Source organism: Bernardetia sp. (genome assembly GCF_020630935.1).
In the GTDB taxonomy this organism is placed as follows: domain Bacteria; phylum Bacteroidota; class Bacteroidia; order Cytophagales; family Bernardetiaceae; genus Bernardetia.
Genome location: NZ_JAHDIG010000045.1, coordinates 1 through 20076, shown reverse-complemented (window position 1 = coordinate 20076; position 20076 = coordinate 1). Strand labels below are relative to the sequence as shown.

At 34.3% G+C, this 20076-nt stretch carries 21 protein-coding genes; 2 read left to right on the top strand and 19 right to left on the bottom strand.

Annotated features, from left to right (window positions below; translation table 11 throughout):
• Window positions 1-54 precede the first annotated feature (54 nt).
• Window positions 55-1035: a methyltransferase domain-containing protein gene (locus QZ659_RS13115; protein ID WP_291726279.1), complete on the bottom strand. Its 981-nt coding sequence runs from the start codon at window positions 1033-1035 to the stop codon at window positions 55-57.
• Between the two features lie 143 nt (window positions 1036-1178).
• Here QZ659_RS13115 and QZ659_RS13110 point away from each other — a divergent pair, with 143 nt between their 5' ends.
• Together QZ659_RS13110 and QZ659_RS13105 are read left to right on the top strand one after the other, a co-directional pair.
• Window positions 1179-1697 (top strand): 3'-5' exoribonuclease domain-containing protein, encoded by a 519-nt coding sequence (locus tag QZ659_RS13110; RefSeq protein ID WP_291726278.1) that lies wholly within the window; start codon window positions 1179-1181, stop codon window positions 1695-1697.
• 209 nt (window positions 1698-1906) lie between these two features.
• Window positions 1907-2293, top strand: a complete 387-nt coding sequence (locus QZ659_RS13105) for a hypothetical protein (RefSeq protein ID WP_291726277.1) — start codon at window positions 1907-1909, stop codon at window positions 2291-2293.
• A 95-nt stretch (window positions 2294-2388) separates the two neighbouring features.
• On the opposite strand, the gene QZ659_RS13100 is transcribed toward QZ659_RS13105, so the two are convergent.
• The 18 genes from QZ659_RS13100 to rplP all read right to left on the bottom strand — a co-directional run bounded on the left by QZ659_RS13100 (window position 2389) and on the right by rplP (window position 19537).
• On the bottom strand, window positions 2389-7011 hold the full coding sequence (locus tag QZ659_RS13100; protein ID WP_291726276.1) for a PKD domain-containing protein: 4623 nt from the start codon (window positions 7009-7011) through the stop codon (window positions 2389-2391).
• A gap of 393 nt (window positions 7012-7404) precedes the next feature.
• Complete coding sequence (locus tag QZ659_RS13095) at window positions 7405-9366, bottom strand: OmpA family protein (RefSeq protein ID WP_291726275.1); 1962 nt, start codon at window positions 9364-9366, stop codon at window positions 7405-7407.
• Window positions 9367-9989: 623 nt separating this feature from the next.
• Window positions 9990-10868 (bottom strand): peptide chain release factor N(5)-glutamine methyltransferase, encoded by an 879-nt coding sequence (gene prmC, locus QZ659_RS13090; RefSeq protein WP_291726274.1) that lies wholly within the window; start codon window positions 10866-10868, stop codon window positions 9990-9992.
• 33 nt (window positions 10869-10901) lie between these two features.
• Window positions 10902-11690 (bottom strand): type I methionyl aminopeptidase, encoded by a 789-nt coding sequence (map, locus tag QZ659_RS13085; protein WP_291726273.1) that lies wholly within the window; start codon window positions 11688-11690, stop codon window positions 10902-10904.
• A gap of 163 nt (window positions 11691-11853) precedes the next feature.
• Window positions 11854-13188, bottom strand: a complete 1335-nt coding sequence (secY, locus tag QZ659_RS13080) for a preprotein translocase subunit SecY (RefSeq protein WP_291726272.1) — start codon at window positions 13186-13188, stop codon at window positions 11854-11856.
• Between the two features lie 135 nt (window positions 13189-13323).
• On the bottom strand, window positions 13324-13770 hold the full coding sequence (gene rplO / locus QZ659_RS13075) for a 50S ribosomal protein L15 (protein WP_291726271.1): 447 nt from the start codon (window positions 13768-13770) through the stop codon (window positions 13324-13326).
• A gap of 243 nt (window positions 13771-14013) precedes the next feature.
• Window positions 14014-14193, bottom strand: a complete 180-nt coding sequence (gene rpmD, locus QZ659_RS13070; protein WP_291726270.1) for a 50S ribosomal protein L30 — start codon at window positions 14191-14193, stop codon at window positions 14014-14016.
• 190 nt (window positions 14194-14383) lie between these two features.
• The gene (gene rpsE, locus QZ659_RS13065; protein WP_291726269.1) at window positions 14384-14899 is read right to left on the bottom strand and encodes a 30S ribosomal protein S5; all 516 of its coding nucleotides are present in this window, start codon (window positions 14897-14899) and stop codon (window positions 14384-14386) included.
• Window positions 14900-14925: 26 nt separating this feature from the next.
• Window positions 14926-15282, bottom strand: a complete 357-nt coding sequence (gene rplR / locus QZ659_RS13060; protein ID WP_291726268.1) for a 50S ribosomal protein L18 — start codon at window positions 15280-15282, stop codon at window positions 14926-14928.
• A 99-nt stretch (window positions 15283-15381) separates the two neighbouring features.
• The gene (gene rplF, locus QZ659_RS13055) at window positions 15382-15933 is read right to left on the bottom strand and encodes a 50S ribosomal protein L6 (protein ID WP_291726267.1); all 552 of its coding nucleotides are present in this window, start codon (window positions 15931-15933) and stop codon (window positions 15382-15384) included.
• 162 nt (window positions 15934-16095) lie between these two features.
• Window positions 16096-16494, bottom strand: coding sequence for a 30S ribosomal protein S8 (gene rpsH / locus QZ659_RS13050; RefSeq protein ID WP_291726266.1), 399 nt, complete (start codon window positions 16492-16494; stop codon window positions 16096-16098).
• A 122-nt stretch (window positions 16495-16616) separates the two neighbouring features.
• Window positions 16617-16904 carry a 30S ribosomal protein S14 gene (rpsN, locus tag QZ659_RS13045; protein ID WP_291726265.1) on the bottom strand — a complete coding sequence of 96 codons (288 nt, stop codon included), beginning with the start codon at window positions 16902-16904 and terminating at the stop codon, window positions 16617-16619.
• Between the two features lie 128 nt (window positions 16905-17032).
• Entirely contained in the window at window positions 17033-17578 is a 546-nt protein-coding gene (gene rplE / locus QZ659_RS13040; protein ID WP_291726264.1) for a 50S ribosomal protein L5, read from the bottom strand.
• 3 nt (window positions 17579-17581) lie between these two features.
• Window positions 17582-17923, bottom strand: coding sequence for a 50S ribosomal protein L24 (gene rplX / locus QZ659_RS13035; RefSeq protein ID WP_291726263.1), 342 nt, complete (start codon window positions 17921-17923; stop codon window positions 17582-17584).
• Between the two features lie 80 nt (window positions 17924-18003).
• Window positions 18004-18372 (bottom strand): 50S ribosomal protein L14, encoded by a 369-nt coding sequence (rplN, locus tag QZ659_RS13030; protein WP_291726262.1) that lies wholly within the window; start codon window positions 18370-18372, stop codon window positions 18004-18006.
• A 148-nt stretch (window positions 18373-18520) separates the two neighbouring features.
• Window positions 18521-18793 carry a 30S ribosomal protein S17 gene (rpsQ, locus tag QZ659_RS13025; RefSeq protein ID WP_291726261.1) on the bottom strand — a complete coding sequence of 91 codons (273 nt, stop codon included), beginning with the start codon at window positions 18791-18793 and terminating at the stop codon, window positions 18521-18523.
• Between the two features lie 35 nt (window positions 18794-18828).
• A complete protein-coding gene (gene rpmC, locus QZ659_RS13020; RefSeq protein ID WP_291726260.1) occupies window positions 18829-19041 on the bottom strand; it encodes a 50S ribosomal protein L29 in 213 nt (70 codons plus the stop codon).
• A gap of 70 nt (window positions 19042-19111) precedes the next feature.
• A complete protein-coding gene (gene rplP, locus QZ659_RS13015; RefSeq protein WP_291726259.1) occupies window positions 19112-19537 on the bottom strand; it encodes a 50S ribosomal protein L16 in 426 nt (141 codons plus the stop codon).
• Window positions 19538-20076: the final 539 nt, after the last annotated feature.

The window sequence follows — 20076 nt, the reverse complement described above, 5'->3', positions numbered from 1 at the left end:
AACAATTAAAAAATTAGCCGTTGTTGGTGTCTCCACCAACAACAAACACAACTTCTATTTTTTCGTTGCGCTCACAATATAATAAGAAAAATGATTTCTAGCCAATCCTAAAAGCATCGTCATGAGAGGAGCAAAGACATTGTTTTTTTGCTCTTGATGCAGACTAAAAATAGATTTTGATTGAATTTGTTTGAGTAAAAATTTAAGCGTAATATAAGGCACATGTGCCACCGAAGGAGCAACTCTCCAAGAAATATCTTCTACCTTAATATCTTTAAAACCGACTTTTTCCATTGCCTCTAAAAATGGTTTTATCTGCCCCATTTCTGTCAATGCCCAACATTCACAGTTTTTTTTATAGGCTTGATTTATCAAGAAAGGCAATTTTTCTCCATGTTTTAAAAAGCCATCTGCCACTACCAGTCTGCCTCCACTTTTGAGCAATCGGCTACTTTCTTTCAAAAACTCAAATTTATCTTTTCCATTGCCATAACAACTGCTCTCTATTGCATAAGCTGCATCAAAACTGTTCTTTTGAAAAAGTGTATTTTCGTAATTTGTACAAACAAATTGTATATTTTCTTTATTTTTTGATTCTTTTTCTAACAAAAATTTTCCTAACTCTATTTGCTCTTGTACAAGTGTAACGGCAGTAACTTTAGCCAAAGGATATGTTTGAGAAAAATACCTTGCACTCGTTCCCACACCACAACCCAAATCGATGGCTTTAACATCTTCACTATTTTTAGAAATTTCTAAACGAGCAAAAACTTCTTTTGTCATTTGAAGAAGCATTTTTTCCAAATCAAAAGGATTCATTCCCTTTTTGTAAAAACCAAAATGCATATGATAATTTTCACTCCAAAATTTATAATCTTCGGTCGCTTTTTGGTAGTAGTTGAGCAAACTTTGGTAGTTTGTAAGGTCTGTTTTCTCCTTTTTCTTAGAGGTATTTTTATCGGAACTAAAAGAAGTATGGGTTTGGTTTTTTTGAAAAGATAAAGAATCAGCAGCAGAGATAAGTGTATTATTCATAATTTTCATTTTAAATTGAAAATTTTGAAAGTATTAACGTAACTTTCTCCCTTTTGAGTTGCATTTTTTCATAACATTTTTTTATAAAACTGACTTTTCAACTTTAAAACACTGTAATACAACAACTTAAAAAAAACAAAATAATGACTTATATTATGGTAGATATTGAATCTGATGGTGCAATTCCATCCGATTACTCTATGATTTCACTAGGTGCAATCGTAGTAGATGAAGCCTTAGATAAAACGTTTTATGGCTGTTTGAAACCTATTTCAGAAAACTATAATCCAAAAGCATTAGCTGTTTCTGGATTTAGTAGGGAACAAACTCTTAGCTTTGAAGAACCCAAAATAGTCATGCAAGAGTTTAAAGATTGGATACATAAAGTTTGCGACAACAGACCTATATTTATTAGTGATAATAATGGCTTTGATTGGATGTTTGTCTGTTGGTATTTTCATCATTTTTTAGGAGAAAATCCATTTGGATTTAGCTCACAAAACTTAGGTAGTCTTTACAAAGGTATTGTTAAAGATACTTTCAAAAACTTTAAGCATTTGCGTCAAACTCGGCACACACACAATGCTCTTGATGATGCAAAAGGTAATGCAGAAGCATTGCTAACACTCAAAAAAGAATATGGATTGAAAATTAAGTTTTAAAAAAATCTTATTTCTCTTATTTTATTACAAGTGTCTTATTGCTATTTCATTCATATACAGGGGATTTGGCTTGAAATGTGTTAGAATTTTATAAAAATAAACTTATTTTGCTTATTATAAGTATAAATAATTAGGGAAGATTGTTATCCCCCATTATTTTGATAATTTTATAAAAAAGAATATCCTATCATTTCTAATCCATTACTATTTTGAAAAGAAATTTATTTATACTCCTGACAGGTATTGTTTTTAGTTTTTTTGGCTGTGTTGCTATTACACCTGCTGCTGTCGCTCAAACTTTAGACCCAGAAAAACCAAATATAGAACTTCTCTCTAATGAACAAATCCAAGAATGGAACGCCAAACCTATTGAAGAATGGAATAGCTTTTTTGGTTCAAAAACTGAAACTTGGAATCCATTCCAAATGAAATTTTATGAAGATGTATCTGTGAAAGCCCTTTCAGAAGAAGAAAAAGAAAAACTCATGAACTACCAAGATGCTGATTGGGAAGAGAAATTTGGAGGAACAATGGATACTTGGAAAATACATCAACTTCTTTTTTATTCAGCTATTTTAAATTTGGCTGTGAATTGATAAAATTTTCACATATTTCATAAAAAACTCATTCTTGCAATAAGAATGAGTTTTTTTTGTACTGAAAAGATTCGTATCTAACAAATTAGCTCATATCAATCTAACACTACTTTCTTACTTACTACCCTATCAGATAAAATTATTTGTACATAATACATTCCCTTTGTTAGAGTTCTCACATCAAAGAGGAATCGTTTTTTGGTAATTTGTTCCTTCTTACTTCTGATTACTTCTTGTCCTAGACTATTAAAAATTTTGATGGTTACCTCATCACTTGTTTGCAGTTCTATATATGTATTGAGATAATCTTTTGCAGGATTAGGATAAATCAATACTTGGTAATTTGTATCTGGTTCTCCTCCTGTTATAACTGGAGTGTCAACGACCACTAATCTACGACTCAAAGAATCTATACAACCTATTGAGTTTCTAGTAATTAGTGTAATTTCGTATTCTCCCTCTCGTTCAAAGACAGTTTGTGTATTCTGTGTAGTTCCTATCTGCCCATTACCAAAACTCCAATACCACCAAACAGCATCTTGGCTATTATCTGTTAAGAACAATGTATCTTGCTCAAATAGATTAAGTGTATCGGTTACACTCATTTCAAAATCAGATGAAGGGCGAGCAAAACCTATATGAACCTTCACAGCACGGCTTTCTAAGGCAGAATCTAGATTGGTAACCCAAAAGTTTTTAGGCTCTCCAACAAAGCCTACATTGTATGCTCTTCCTGTATAAATAGGCTGGTCAGTAGTGGCAGAATTATAAAAATTAAATAATGTTCCTCCTTGTGGAATAATTGTAACGGAATCATTTTTACATATAAAAATATCATTTATAATAGGCTTAGGAGAACGACTAAAGACCTGTAAATTTTTGGAGGATTGTCCTTGACAACCTTCTGTTGTTCTTACTGTAAGTGTAATGGTATAATTTCCTTGTGCATTATATGAATGTATTGGATTTCGGTTTGTTGAAGTTGTACCATCTCCAAAATCCCAAAGCCAACTCATAGCACGAGGAGTAGTATCTATAAAACTAACCGTTGTTTGCTCATCTAAATAAAGTTCTCTAGGAAAATCAAAATTAGGTGTTACTTGTATTACTTCCAAACGTGTACTCACAGGCTCACTCTCAATCAATGAATCAGCTCCTTTAATGTATAAAACTTCTGGAATTTCAGTGTTTGTGCTAAATGAAATTTCCTGTCCTTGTGCAATCGGTAGAGAATCCAACCTAGAATAAAAATTAAATAATCTTCCCCCACTCGGACGAATAGTAATATTTCCTCCTTTACAAATTTTGATAGGAGATGTAATCATTGGACGAGGTGAAGCCTTACCTACATAAAACCACTTTTCTACTACTTTCTCACACCCAAACTGATTAGTTACAGTCATTTTCACTTTATACCTTCCTTGTGCTGAATAAGTATGTCTTTTAGTTACACCAGTTTGAATAGGTGAGCCATCTCCAAAATCCCAAGTAGTATTTTCAATAAAAAAGTCTCCAGAAGACATATTTTGAAATAGTACGTTGTCATATAAAAGGGTATCATACTTAGGACTAGCAACAAAATCTGCATCTAATCTTACCCACTGAACCTTAACCAACACTTTATCGCTTTCTAAGGCAAAATCTATATTAGAAACATAAAGACTATCAAGAGACTTAGGTGGAATCACATAACTTCTTCCTGTTGATAATAATGTATGTTGAGCATTATAAAACCTAAAATTAGTGCCATTTAATGGACGTATTTCGATAGAACGATTATCACAAGACTGTTGGGAAACAGTTGCAATAACAGGCTTTGGAGATTTTCGAACTACTTGAATCGTTTTTGACTTTGTACTAGTACAGCCTGCAATATCTGTTATGGTTAGAGTAACTGTGTATATTCCTTGTTGAGCATAAGAAATAGAAGGTGGATTTTGCAAAGTAGAGGTCTGACCATTTCCAAAATCCCACGACCAAGAGAGTGCATTTTGGCTAGCATCTTGAAAAATAACACCACTTGTTTGGTCTAAATTGAGTTGAGAAGGAGCAGTAAAATCAGCTACTGCTGTGCGTGTGCTAAAATATAAAACAGTATAATCTCCTTCCAAAACAGAATCTGTATTGGTTACATAAAACTCTCTTCCCAAATCTGCTGGAGTAAGTGTAAAAGATGTTCCAGCTTGAATAGGAGTTTGAGTGTTTGCTATATCATATAATCTAAAATTTGTTCCTCCTTGTGGTGTAATAGTATAAGAAGTATTCTCACAAAGTGTATTATTTACTATTGGAGTAGGAGATATAGAAGAGGAAGGGTCAGTTGCCAACATTGCAGCATCATGAGCTTCTCTTAACGCCATTAGAGTGGGAGCAATCATAACTACAAAAGTAACTTTTCTTGTCTCATCGATAGCAAAGTTTTGTAAAACAGTCCCTACAATATGAGCTACATCTGCACCTCCTGTACTAAAGCCTGCACGCCTACGAGCAATTCCAGTAGAAATACTCTGATATTTTTCAGCAGATGTAAATCCGTCCACTACATTAATATTATTTCCTCCAACATTTTCAAAGTCTAAAGCAAAATATGTTTTATTAGAACTAATTGCTTTTATACCAGCATATCCACTTGCTCCATTGCCAAATACATAACCAAACTCACGTTCATTGTCCCATTCGGCAAAATTTCTAGTATAGTCTCCTAAGTTCCAGTCATAATACAAACCTACATTCATTGAATCCATTACAGCACCACTCACATTTGTAAACTCATATTCTAAGATAATATATTGATGATGTGGAGTATTTGTTCTTCCTTTAACTGTATGTTTTACATGTACACCCACAGGAGGACTAACTACTCCCAAAGTATCAGCAAACTCTGATGATGCCTTTGTAAAAAACGGTGTTTTTTGTACTATTCTTGGAATATCTATTAATTTGAAATCATCATCTTTATAGACATTACCAATATTTGTCAGAATATTATCTGAAACATTATTATCAGACTTTCCTACAATCAAACCTCCTTCTTGTAATGTTTGTGAACCAGACGATTTAACTCCACCTCCAAATCTATTATAAATATCGTAATATCCTACACGCCCATTTCCTGTAAGTGTAAACTGAATCGTATTGAACGGAATTTCTAAATAAGGCGCATTTACAGGAATACTAAAATATTGATAATCTGAATAATTGGTATCTGAAAATCCTAAACGAAATTTCACGTTTATATCTAGTGGAGCATTTTGGGAGACAATAAAACGAAACGGACGGCTTGAATTGTTTTTCTGCTGCATTGTTGTCATCTCTCCAATATCAAATACACTGTCTAAAAATTGGATGTGTGGAGAAGTAGTAGAGATAAGTATTCTAGCATTTTGAGTAGTAGGTTTCAAGTAGTTTATAAAATCAGCTTCTAAGGTTATTGTATCCCCAGAAAATGCAGCTTGTCCATTTCGACCAAAAAAAGAAAAATTATCCATTCGTATGGATTTTGCAGTAACTTCTTCACTCAAAGCTCTAAAGGCATTTACTCTTCCCTTTCCTAACTTCTCTAAGAATGGAGCATTAGCAGGTTGGCTATATTTATCATCTGCCGTTATTCTCACAAGCTCTCCTGCTTGGCTTGCAGACAGGTTTGGAAATGCTGAACGCACAAGTGCTGCAACACCAGCAACAAATGGGGAGGCATAAGAAGACCCCCAAGCATAACTATATGCGCCATTTACATGTGTAGTCAAAACTCTAGCTCCTGGAGCCATTACATCTACATAATTACTGTATGTAGCTCCAGAAAAACGATTATCCCCTTGATCAGAATGAGCTACTGATAATACGTGTTTGTAAGATGCTGGAAAAAAATCTAATTCTAAGTTGGTATTGCCTGCCGAAGCCACAACTAAAGCATCTTGAACCAAAGTAACATAGTCAATAACGTCTTGTTCCCACTGAAAACATAAATTTGGACGTCCAATAGAAACATTGATTACTTTACATCCATTTTCGGCTGCATATAGTATTGCATCATACATATTAACGATTGTATAACTAGGTGACAGAACATTTACAGGCAAAAAACGACAGTCAAAGCTAGTTCCTGCAATGCCTAATCCGTCGTCTGTTGTAGCAGCAGCCATACCTGTAACTCCTGTTCCATGTCCTTGATAATCACTTACATTTGGGTTCATAGAACCAAAATTGTAGCCCAAACTATCATCTACAAAACCATTATTGTCATCATCTACACCTGCTTGTCCATATTTTTCAGCGTAATTTACTTTAATTTGATTTTTCAAATCTTGATGATTTGTTTTTACTCCTGTATCTATAATTCCAATAACAGTATTACTATCTCCCTTGTGTAGTCCCCAAGCTGCATATAACTCTGCAACACCTAACTGCCACTGTGTAGGCATTGATACATCATTAGGAATATAAGGAGGAGCTAAAATATAATTTGGATAGATAGGTTCAGCATATTCAACAAAATCTTGTTTTTGATAATAATTGATGGCTTCTTCTACTGTGGTAGTAGAAGAAATTTCTATTTCATACCAGTCTTGAAGACGAACTACATTAGCTGTCGCTTTTTTTAGATGAAAGGTTGTATTGTTTATTGATGAAGGCGCAAATCGCTTTTTTATAGTCTTCGTTTTAAGTGCCTTACTTACAGATTCTAGTTTAGGTTTTGTACTAGGTTTGATTTTGACCATAAGTTTGTTATCCAATGGTCTTATATCTGAAAAATTAGTGGGTAGGTATTGTGCCTCACTTATGTTTATACATACAATACAAAGTAAGATACAACTTACCATTGATAGTATATTTTTATTCAATTTTGGTAAAACTATATTCATAATTGATCTAATCTAAAAAATACATTTCAAAGCCTATACAGACACAACAGCTAACTTATTATTAACGAATTGAATTGGTTTTAGTTACAAAAATAAAAAATACCTAAGTAGAAATAGTAATATATAACTCACTTGTAATCAAAAAGTAATATAACAAAAAAACCAACTATTTTTCAATAATTGGTTTTTTTGTTGTTTAAATCAAAACCTAAATAAAGGTTTGATTCTAAAATTATAGATAATCAATTATTATCTAACAATTTTGAATTCTACACGACGGTTGATTGCCATGTTAGCTTGGTTAGCTCTTCCGTTCACTTCATTTGGAACAGTTGGTTGTGATTCACCATATCCTTCTGACTCCAAACGCTCTGTAGGAATACCTTTTCCAACTAAGTAATCCAATGCAGATTTAGCACGGTTTTGAGACAGACGTTGGTTGTAAGAATCTCCACCACGGTAGTCAGTGTGAGCTTCAATACGGATTTTCATTTTAGGATAATCTGTCAAGAACTGATACACTTTGTCTAGTTCTGCTCTTGCTTCTGCATTCAAATCCCAACGAGCTGTTGCGAAGTTGATGTTGTCAAACTTGATTTTAGTAGCATCAAGCATATAAAGAATCTTGTTTACTTTGTCTCCAAACTGCGCTTGAGTAAGGTCTAAAGTATCTGTTTCTTCCATATAGTTTCCTGTTGCTTCAGCAGTGAGAGTATAAACTTGTCCTGGATCAAGACGAGCTTCATATTTACCAGTTCCTGTTTTTTCTACATCTCCAATGCTTGTATCATCAGCTGCTTTAACAGTAAGTTTTGCATCTACTGGCTGCTCATCAATAGCATCAAGAAGAGTAACTGTAACTTCAACACCTTTAGGTACTAGACGTACTCTCTGATAAAGGTTTGTGATTTCGTCAGCATCTGTGAAATCCCACATAAACTCATAAGGCAAATAATCTTCGTGATTAATGCTTACTTTATATTTATTTCCTTCTGTAATTACAGTAGAGAATTTACCAGTTTCTTCGTCGTTGTAACGGTCATATCCTAAAGAAGGACGAGTAAGGTTTTCAAACTTCATGATAGTATATACAGGCTCTCCTGTTACAGAATCCTCTACATTACCACGAGCTAACATTACTTTACGAGGAGCAAATCCTGGAGGTACTAATGTCCAGAAAATTTCATGAGAAGCATTCATATCTGCATCAAAATACATAACCGTATGCGCTCCGTCGTCTGGAGCAACTGTTACATAGCCTTCTGCTGAAAGGTGATTAGCAAAATCAGCAGCCATAGGCTCACCCCAAGACTCACCTTCCATTCTTGACATAAACAAATCAAAATCTTTAGCATCAGCACGGATACCTTTAGTGTTTGCTTGCATTTTAGCTCCATCTCTCATAGAAGTATAGAACATTGTTTCACCGTCAGGCATGATACGGAATGCTTTGCTACAATCTTCGTTCATAGCACCTTCTAGCTCTTCACCAGCAGACCACTTGTCGTCAGCAGAACGCTTAGAAACCATAGCTGTATAACACCATACTTTTTCTTTACCAGATTTTTTAGCATCTGTTCCTTCAGTTGAACCAGCTTCAGAAGTTTCATTCTCTGCACCTTCAGCACGTTGCATGTAGTAAAGACGATTTCCATCAGCAGAAACTGTAGGGAAACCTTGATAATCAGCAGTGTTTACATCACCTAAGTTAGTAGGCTCGCCAAACTCTCCATCTTTGCTTTCACGAGTAGAAACATACAAATCCATTCCTCCTTTAGTATCTTCCATGTTAGAAGAGAAGAAAAGGCTAAGTCCGTCGTAGCTAAGAAAAGGACCTGCAATTACAGTGCTATCTCCAGCCTTAGAATTAATTGATTCTAATGCAACTGGCTTAGTCCACTTGCCATTGTCATCACGAGTAGTCATGTAAAGACCATATCCTTTCCAAGTTTTTCCTCGGTTAGATTGGAAAATAAGAGTTTTTCCATCACGACTGATAGCAGGAGACACTTCATCAGTCATTAGTTGATTTACGGCAGGAGGTAAGCGAAAACGCTGTGGGTCACGCCATTGTTCGTAGATGCTAGTAGCACCATCTTTTGCTTTGTCGTCGCTTTCAGCTGTTGTAGAGGCATCATCTTGTGCCTTAACAAATGTCCCAGCTAAAAGAAACATGAGCAATAAGCTCAAATTACGGATTCCTTTTTTCATAATCAGGGTATTAGATTGAGATTAGCGATTAGGTTAAGTTGTTACAAAGAAAATAAATACTATAAAAGAGACCAACTTTAAGTTGAAATAATTTAGCATAAATCGAAAATAAAGTAGATTTTCCTAAGAAAAATTTTCAAAACTCTACTAAAGTTATTAAAAATACTTTAAAAAGTGAGTAGTTAGTCTGTACATCAAAAATCGCTAGAATTTGATATGTTTTATAAGACTACTCAAATTTAATCTACTATTTATTTTTACTCATAATTATTTCTATACCTTATTTTTGGTTTTTATCAAAATCTCTCTGTAAAAATATAACGCAAAAATACGTAAAAACAAATACAGAACAGACTTTTTCATCAGACAAATCATTCAAAACTAAAAGAATGACATGTCTTTATTGCATTTCATAGTATAAAAAATACTTCGCAATTTGTTTGAATTAAAATAAATTTTGGTTAGAAAGAATTTGTTAGGTATAATAACAAATTATTCTTTCCATAAAAATACAAAGATAGTTGTTTGCAAATTTAAAGCAAAAAAAGCAGAGTTAGTGCGAAATAATATGTTTTTTAGGAAAAAAATTCTCAAAAGTCAAAAAAATAAAATTGGATACTACACTAAAACGACTCATAAGTTGCTCTGACAAATCGTAAATTTTCTTGCAAATCTTTAAAAATAATACAATTTTCTAATCCAAAACTTATGAAAAGCTCTTTTGTTTCTTTTGCTAGATATTGATTGACTTCAACATATAAGAAACTATTCTTATTAACAGTAGTATTTGTGAAAAATTCAGCAATGGCTTTATAAAAAATGAGAGGATTGGTGTTTTCTACAAAAAGTGCTATATGTGGCTCATAATCAAGGACATTTGCACTCATAGTTGCCTTCTCATTTTCCTTTATATAAGGAGGATTACTGACAATATGTGTTATATTTTTTATCGCTTTACAGTTTCTTACCTCTTCTTTATCAAGAAAATTTAGTTGTAGAAATTCTATATTTTCCACATTATTTTTCTTAGCATTTTTTTTAGCTATCTCTAAAGCCTTTTCAGATATATCAATCGCAATAAAATGAAAATTAGGTAAATTTTTAGCAAGAGCAATACTGATACACCCACTTCCTGTACCAACTTCTAAAAATATTTCTTTGTTCTCTTTTCTATTCTCAAAGTCTTTTAAAATTTGATGTACCAGTTCTTCTGTTTCGGGTCGGGGTATCAAGACATTAGGGCTTACTTCTAGGTCTAAACCATAGAAATAAGCCTTTTTAGTAATATGTTGTAGAGGTTCATTATTTTTCAGGCGCTCTACACTTTGGTTTAGAAACTCAATTTCTTGTTGTGTTAAGAAACGACTAGAGAAATCAATTCTATTTATCTGTAAAGTATCTTCAATTAAAAAACGCAGTATTGTTTGTACTTCCCTTTCATCTGTCTGATTAGTAGAAAGTAAATACTGAGTATTTTTTTTTATAAATTCTGAAATGAGCATCTAAGAAATAATGAAAACTAAGAAGAAACAGTATTAATTATGAAACATCTTAATAGCTTGCTCTATATACTTGAATGTTGTCAAGATTTCTGGTTTTCCATCCACTAAAGCAACTGTATGTTCGAAGTGGGCAGCAGGTTTTCCATCTTTTGTTACAATAGACCATCCATCATCTGACTGCAAAACACTACGACTCCCCATATTTACCATTGGCTCAATAGCAATCACAAGTCCATTTCTAATTTTTTCTCCCTTACCTGCTTTTCCAAAGTTAGGTACTTCTGGAGCTTCATGCATCTTTCTTCCTACTCCATGTCCTACTAGCTCACGAACCACTGTATAATTATTTTTTTCTACATGCTTTTGAATGGCATTACTAATATCCCCTATTCTATTGCCATATTTCATGTTCTCAATACCAATATACAAGGCTTCTTTAGTAACTTTCAATAGATTCCTAATCTCTGGGGCAACATTACCAATTTCATAAGTATAGGCACTATCAGAATGAAAACCATCTAAGAAAACACCACAATCAACAGAAATAATATCGCCATTTCTTAGAGGTCTGTTATTGGGTAAGCCATGAACTACTTGATTATTTACAGAAGTAAGAATAGAACTAGGGCAATCATATAGTCCTAAAAAGCTAGGTTTTGCTCCATTATCCTTGATAAACTCATAAGCTATCTTATCAAGCTCATTGGTAGTGATTCCAGGCATAATGCGTTTGGCAATTTCAGCATGTGTGCGTCCTAAAAGGTCAGCACTCTTACGCATTTTCTCTAAATCTTGTGCTGTTTTGTATATTGGTTTTCCCATTTTTCTATTGATTTTATTATCAAAAAGTAAAATAAAGGGTTAATAATTTCATCTAAAAAAACAAAGCATCAAGTCGATTCTTGATGCTTTGTATAATGATTTTAAAATCTAAACAAGTCGTACTCGCATTATATAATACAATGAAGAAGTGATTTGTTTTGATTTATATATAGTTCATTGGTTGTGCTTGACGACCTTTTACACTTCCTGTATTCATAAGTCCATCGTATTCTTTGTTCAATAGGTAACTCTCAATCTGTTGAAGTGTATCTAATACAACACCTACCATAATGAGAAGAGATGTTCCTCCATAGAATTGAGCAAACTGAGTACCTACACCAGCTGCTGCTGCTAAAGCAGGAAGTACAGCTACAATCGCAATAAAAATTGCACCTGGAAGAGTAATTCTATCTAAAATTTTACCTAAGTAGTTTTTGGTTTCTTCCCCTGGAGTAACACCTGGTACAAACCCTCCACTATCTTTCAAATTATCTGCAATTTGTTGTACATTGATAGTCATTGCAGTATAGAAGAACGTGAATGCAATAATCAAGACAGCAAAAAGAACATTGTATTCTATTGAAGTAAAGTCTGAAAATGCTTGTGCTACATAATCTGCATTTGGCGTATCATCACCTTGAAAAGCTCCAGCTACCAAAGGAGGTAAAAACATAAGTGCTTGTGCAAAGATGATTGGCATTACACCTGCTGCATTTACTTTAAGAGGTAATGCAGAACGTTTCTTTTGAGTAAGCATTTGCTTTTGAGAACGACCTGCTACTTGCTTTACATACTGAAGTGGAACATAGCGTACAGCTTGTACAATAAGAACAACTCCCATAACTACCAAGTATAAAGCTAAAACCTCTAAAACAAAAAGAAATACTCCACTTGCTCCTTTTGAAGTTGCTTCTGAAACGATTGCCATTGGGAAACGTGAGATAATACCTATCATAATGAGAAGTGAAATACCATTTCCAATTCCTTTATCTGTGATTTTTTCTCCTAACCACATACAGAAAACTGTACCTGAAGTGAGAATAACAATAGATGATATTAAGAAGAACGTTTGATCTATAATAATTGCATCTACTGGAACAGTTCCTTTTAAGTAGGCAAAACCTTGTCCGATAGTAATAAGTATAGTAAGCGCACGAGTGATTTGAGTAAGTTTTTTACGACCCGACTCTCCTTCTTTCTGCATTTTTTGGAATGTCGGAACAGCCACAGTAAGAAGTTGAATGATAATTGATGCAGAGATATAAGGCATGATACCTAAGGCAAATATTGAGGCACGCTCAAATGCACCTCCTAAAATATTATCTATAAAGCCTAAAATACCATTTTTTCCTGTATCAAGTTTACTTGGATCAACACCAGGTAAAACAATAAAAGAACCTAAACGAAAAACCATTAGTAATCCAATAGTAAGGAAAATACGGTCTTTGAGTTCCTTTACAGAAAAGATATTTTTTATAGTTTCAAAAAACTTCTTCATAATGCTTTTTCTAGTTTACTAAATTTCATAAGCCTTTAGACTTATAATACTAGATATATAGTAATTAGTATAAATTATAATCAAGTTAAGCCGATTATGAGCTACTTTCATAGAGCATAATCGGCTTTCTTGTTGTTAGAGTGTAGTTGCTTTTCCTCCTGCTTTTTCAATGCTTTCTTTAGCAGCAGCAGAAAATTTATGTGCAGTAACCTCAATAGCTGTTGTCAGTTCTCCACGATTCAATACTTTTACCAAATCGCCTTTTCCTGCCAAACCATTTGCAGCTAATAATTCTACATCAATAACAGTAGTATTTTTCTTTGTAGCAAGTTCTTGAAGAGTATCCAAGTTAATTGGCTTATAAGCAACACGAGCTGGGTTTTTAAAACCAAACTTAGGTACACGACGTTGAAGTGGCATCTGTCCACCTTCAAAACCTAATTTTTGGCTATAACCAGAACGAGATTGCGCTCCTTTATGTCCACGTGTAGATGTACCACCACGTCCAGATCCTTGTCCACGACCTACTCTTTTGCTAGACTTTACAGCCCCTTTTGCAGGTCTTAACTGATGAAGTTTCATTTCTTAGATTAGTTTATATAATTACCCAAAACTCGCTATTTCCTAATCCATTTTATAGGCTAAACGCTTTGAGTAAAATGTAATGAGATTAAAAGACAAAATCCTTAGAAAAAACAAACAACAATAAGTCTTTGCTTAATAAGGAATTTGTTCAAGTGAGTGCAAAGGTAGAAAAAAAAATCTTTTTCTAAAGTATTCTGAAGATAAGATTTAAAGTTATCCTCAAAATATCGTGTTTATAACCTATGCTTCCTCTACTTTTACTAAATGTTCTACAGCCTTTACCATTCCAAGTATGTTAGGAGTATTTTCCTGCTCTACGGTTTGGTGCATTTTGCGAAGCCCTAGAGCTTCCAAAGTTAGGCGTTGTTTTTTTGGGCGTTTGATTGAGCTACGCACCTGAGTAATACGAATTTTCGCCATTTTACTAAATAGTTTTTGGTAATCAGATAAATTGACAATGTAAAATTGATAATTAAAAATTACTTAAACTTCAAATTAATAAGCCTCAAACTGTTATTTACAAGACAATTTATTGTAAAGACATTGAGAATGAAGTCAATAATTGAATTGATAATTATCAATTATAAATTATTCATTGTTAATTACTTTCTTACCCATTAAAAACTTTGGTAAGATTAACACCACGCTGCTCTGCTACTGCTTTTGCATCACGCATACGCAATAATGCATCAAATGTAGCACGAACTACGTTTCCTGGGTTATTTGAGCCTTGAGACTTAGCAAGTACGTTTTCGATACCGATTGCTTCCAATACGGCTCTTGCACCACCACCAGCAATAACTCCAGTACCTGGCGTTGCAGGTTTGAGCATTACTTTAGCTGCGCCAAATTTACCAATAATAGGATGTGGTATCGTATTTTTGATAATTGGTACTTTCACTAAGTTTTTCTTAGCGTCTTCTATACCTTTTTGAATAGCATCTGTTACTTCATTGGCTTTACCAAGACCGTAACCTGCTACACCGTTGCCATCGCCAACTACAACTAATGCTGCAAAGCTGAAACGACGACCACCTTTTACTACTTTTGCTACACGATTGATAGTAACTACTTTTTCTTTTAGTTCTATTTCGCTTGCTTTAACGGTATTTACGTTTGCTGCCATAATTTATGAGGTCGGTTGCAAAGTGTTTAGAATTGAAGTCCACCTTCTCGTGCGCCTTCTGCTACTGCTTTGATATTTCCGTGATATAAGAAACCATTTCTGTCAAAAACTACTTTATCGATACCTTTTTCTTTAGCACGCTCAGCAAGTTTTGAACCTACTTGCTTTGATAGTTCTTGGTTGATATGTTTCTCAGCATCAATATCTTTGAGAGAAGCACTCACAAGGGTACGCCCATTTACATCGTCGATGAGCTGGGTATAAATATATTTGTTGCTGCGAAATACAGAAAGACGTGGTCTTTCGGCTGTTCCCGCTAATTTTTTACGAATACTACGTCTAATACGAGTTCGACGCTGACTCTTGCGTGAGGTAGTTGCCATGATACTAGTTTATTATAAAATTTCTCAAAATAAGGAACACGAAGTTATCGTATTATTTTTTTTATACTAATTTTTCAATCAGTTAAAATTACTCAACGATTATTTACCTGCGCTCTTACCAGCCTTACGACGAATCTGTTCGCCCACAAAGCGTACACCTTTACCTTTGTACGGCTCAGTCTTACGAAGTGAGCGTATTTTAGCAGTAATGTGTCCGAGTAATTCTTTGTCGCTAGATTCTAAGGTAACTTTAGGGTTCTGACCTTTTAGCATCTCAGTACTTACACTAACTTCTTTAGGAATTTGCATAAAGATATTGTGTGAGTAACCCAAGTTCAGCTCAAGAATTTGTCCTTTTGCTTCTGCTTTGTATCCTACACCTACAAGCTCCAATTGAGTCTTGTAACCTTCAGATACGCCTTGAACCATATTCTGTACCAAAGCACGGTATAAACCATGCATAGCACGAGTTTGTTTTTCTTCGTTAGAACGCTCAAAAACCAACTTTCCATCTTCTTCTTTTACAGAAATTCTAGGGTCAATCGTACGAGTAAGCTCGCCTTTTGCACCTTTTACTTTGATGGTGTTGTCCGAAACGTTAATAGTTACTCCACTAGGGATAGTAACTGGGTTTTTACCAATTCGTGACATTTTCTATCAGATTTATTAGATGGTTCAATTATCAATTACGAATTTGTCAATTACGAATTAAATTACTCTAAATAGTAATAAAATTATTATGTATTTTGAAACTCATCTTATCATTGAAACAATCTAAATGAATTATACGAATTATATGAAATGAGTGCAATATTAATATACGTAACAAAGTACTTCTCCTCCTACGTTGCTACTTCTTGCCTCTTTGTCAGTCATAACACCGTGTGAAGTTGAGATTACAGCGATACCCAATCCATTGAGTACACGAGGTAATTCATCAGACTTACGGTACTGACGCAAACCTGGCTTACTTACACGCTCTAAGTGCGTGATAGCAGGAGTACGAGTAGCAGGATGATACTTTAATGCTATTTTGATAGAAGCTCCTACTGGTGCATCTACAAATTTATAGCCTTGTATATAGCCTTTATCATACAAAATTTTAGTCATTTCCTTCTTCAATTTTGAAGCTGGAACTTCTACAATTCTATGATTAGCTTTGATTGCGTTTCTGAGTCTAGTCAGATAGTCTGCAATAGGATCCGTTGTCATTCCCTCAAGGTTTATATTCAGGAAATATGAAAAAAGAACTTAATTTTTTATTCCCCAAAGATTAAAAATATTATATATAAAATTCTAAAGAATTTGGGTAAGTATAGTCCTTGTAAAAAGAATTACCAGCTTGATTTTGTTACACCTGGTATTTTTCCATCGTTAGCCATTTCTCTAAAAACAACACGACAGATACCAAAACGGCGCATGTAGCCACGAGGGCGACCCGTCAAACGGCAACGATTGTGCAAACGAACTGGAGAAGCATCCTTTGGAAGCTTATCTAAAGCGATTTGTGCTTCAATATCTCCTTCTTTTGCACGTTTTTTTAATTCTGCACGTTTTTCAGCATATTTATCTACCAACTTTTGGCGTTTACGCTCACGTGCAATCATCGATGATTTAGCCATAACTTATGATTGACTTAGATTTGGATTTGAACTTTATTAAATTTGAACTTCAATTCGGCTCAGTTCTGAATACAATATTACTTAAATATTGATTTAGATAAGTCAGATTTGTTCAAAATTGATTGAAATTAGCTGCGAAAAGGCATACCAAGTTCTTTCAAAAGAGCCAATCCTTCCTCATCAGTTTGAGCAGTAGTAACAAAAGTAATATCCATTCCTGTAATTTGCTTCACTTTATCGATCGAAATTTCAGGGAATATAATTTGTTCTTTCACGCCCAAAGTGTAGTTTCCACGACCATCAAAGCCTTTATCACTAATACCTTTGAAGTCACGTACACGAGGCATTGAAACTGTTATCAAACGGTCTAAGAATTCATACATCTGATCGCCTCTAAGTGTTACACGCACACCAATCGGCATATCTTCACGAAGTTTAAAGTTCGAGATAGCTTTCTTAGAGTATGTCGGTACAGCACGTTGTCCAGCGATAGTAGAAATTTCTTCTACGGCAGTATCGATGAGTTTCTTGTCTGAGACAGCTTTTCCAACTCCACTATTAATACAAATTTTTTGTAAACGAGCCACTCTCATGACTGATTTAAACTCAAATTTGTCTTTTAGAGCAGGAACTACTTCATTGAAGTATTTATCTTTTAAACGAGGTGTTGCCATAACTTAAATAATTTCACCACTTTTTTTAGAATAACGAACAAGTTTACCGTTCTCATCTTTCTTACGTCCGATACGTGTTGCAGTACCAGATTTAGCATCTACATGTGCTACGTTGCTGATGTGAATAGGAGCTTCCATTTCGATGATACCACCTTCTGGATTGTTTGCAGACGGCTTGATATGCTTTTTTACCATATTCAAACCTTCTACAATTACACGTTGCTCTTTAACTTTTACTTCAGTAATTGTTCCTTGTTCGCCTTTGTGGTTGCCCGCAATTACGATTACGTTGTCTCCCCTCTTTACATGAAGTTTGACAGATTTTTGAGTGTTTTTCTTTTTCATAATCCGTAAGGATTTGTACAATTAGTACATTAGTGTCTAACACTTAAATAATTTAAAGAAGACTTTTATAGAAAGTTCTATTAAAGTACTTCGGGAGCTAAAGATACAATTTTCATGAATCTTTTATCTCTTAGTTCACGTGCCACTGGGCCGAAAATACGAGTTCCACGAGGCTCGTCTTGAGCATTGAGGAGTACTGCTGCATTTTCTTCAAAGCGAATATATGAACCATCTTTACGGCGTATTTCTTTTTTCGTACGCACTACGACTGCTTTCGAAACTGCTCCTTTCTTGACATTTCCAGAAGGGATTGCAGATTTAACAGAAACGACAATTTTATCTCCTACAGAAGCATAACGTTTTTTCGTACCACCTAATACACGGATACATAAAACTTCTTTTGCTCCAGAGTTGTCAGCAACTGCCAAACGACTTTCTTGTTGAATCATCGCTCAATAATAATTAAAGAGTGAAACGATGTGCTACTAAAATTGATTATAAATGAACAACCAAAAAAAGTAACGTTATTTTTAGAATGTTCTGCTAAAAATAATTTATAGCAGAACGAGAAAGGCTTTTTATTGTAATAAAATACAATTACTTCGCACGTTCTAAGATTTCGACCAAACGCCAACGCTTACGTTTGCTGAGTGGTCTTGTTTCCATAATACGAACACGGTCTCCAATATTAGCAGTGTTGCCTTCATCGTGAGCCATAAAATTTGAAGTTTTCTTTACAAATTTTCCGTACAATGGGTGCTTTACTCTACGCTCTACCGAAACTGTAATCGTAGATGTCATTTTATTACTTTTGACAATTCCGATACGTTCTTTACGGCTTTTGCGTTCTAGTTTTGTTTCTTGTTCCATAGTAAGAATACTGTTAGCAGCAATTAAATTAATAACTACTTGGATTTAGCAATTTGTCTTGCTCTTTGTTCAGTTTTTAGACGAGCTACCATGCGTTTTGCATCTCTGATGCTTGAAGGGTTCTCAATTTGAGAAATAGCGTGGCTAAACTTCAAGCGTTGGAGTGCAGTTTGCTGTTCAGCTATTTTAGCTTTCAAGGCTGCATCATCTAGTCCTCTGATTTCTTCTCTTGTTTCTTTAAGTGTCATAACTTCGTCAAGTTAAAGGTCGGTTAAGATTAAGTTTTTTACCCTCTCAAAACGCTGATTCATTTAGCTATTAAGCATCAAAATCAATACGCTTAACAAATTTAGTTTTGATTGGTAATTTTTGAGCAGCCAGACGCAATGCTTCTTGCGCTAGTGCTTTATCAACACCTGAAACTTCAAAAAGTACTGTACCTGGTACGACAGGAGCTACCCAATATTCAGGAGCACCTTTACCCTTACCCATACGAACCTCTGCAGGCTTCTTGGTAATTGGTTTGTCAGGAAAAATGCGAATCCATACCTGACCTTGACGCTTCATTGCACGAGTAACAGCAATACGAGCTGCTTCGATCTGACGTGAAGTAATCCACGCTGGCTCCAAGGCTTTGATACCGAAATCACCAAAATCTACTGTATAACCACGTTGAGCAATACCTCTAGTACGACGTACTTCTTTATGACGTTTACGAAACTTGGTGCGCTTAGGCTGTAACATAACTCCTTTTGCGTTTAATGGTCTTTAAAAAGATAAATTTGAAAATAACCTTTTGAGAAAATCAATAACTGAATTATGAATCTGCTTAAAAAATCATTTCAAAATATCAATTATGAATTACGTTTTCTATGTTTTTCTTTAAGAAAAAAGCAATAAAAAAAGTCTTTTAAGTGAAAGTAAAGATTCTGATTAAGAACTCTAACTTCTTTAAAAAACTTAATATAATTTTATTCTACTGAAAGAAGTCTGATTAGATTACGCTTTTCAAATCCCTTGTAGATACTATGCAAAACTTTTACACAGAATGGATTCTTTCTCAAAAATGTGTAATGAGACAAATTTGACTTACTCATTACTACTTCTATAACCTTTAAAATTAAAGATATAAGGAAAGCGATTTTGAAAAAGGACTTGTACGTATAAAGCATTTTGCTCACGTATAGTATCCTTTAGGGAATGCAAAGGTACGAATAATTTGCAGTATTCCAAATAGTTAGTATAAAAATTATCAATTATTTTTCTTATTGAGGAACTTTTTT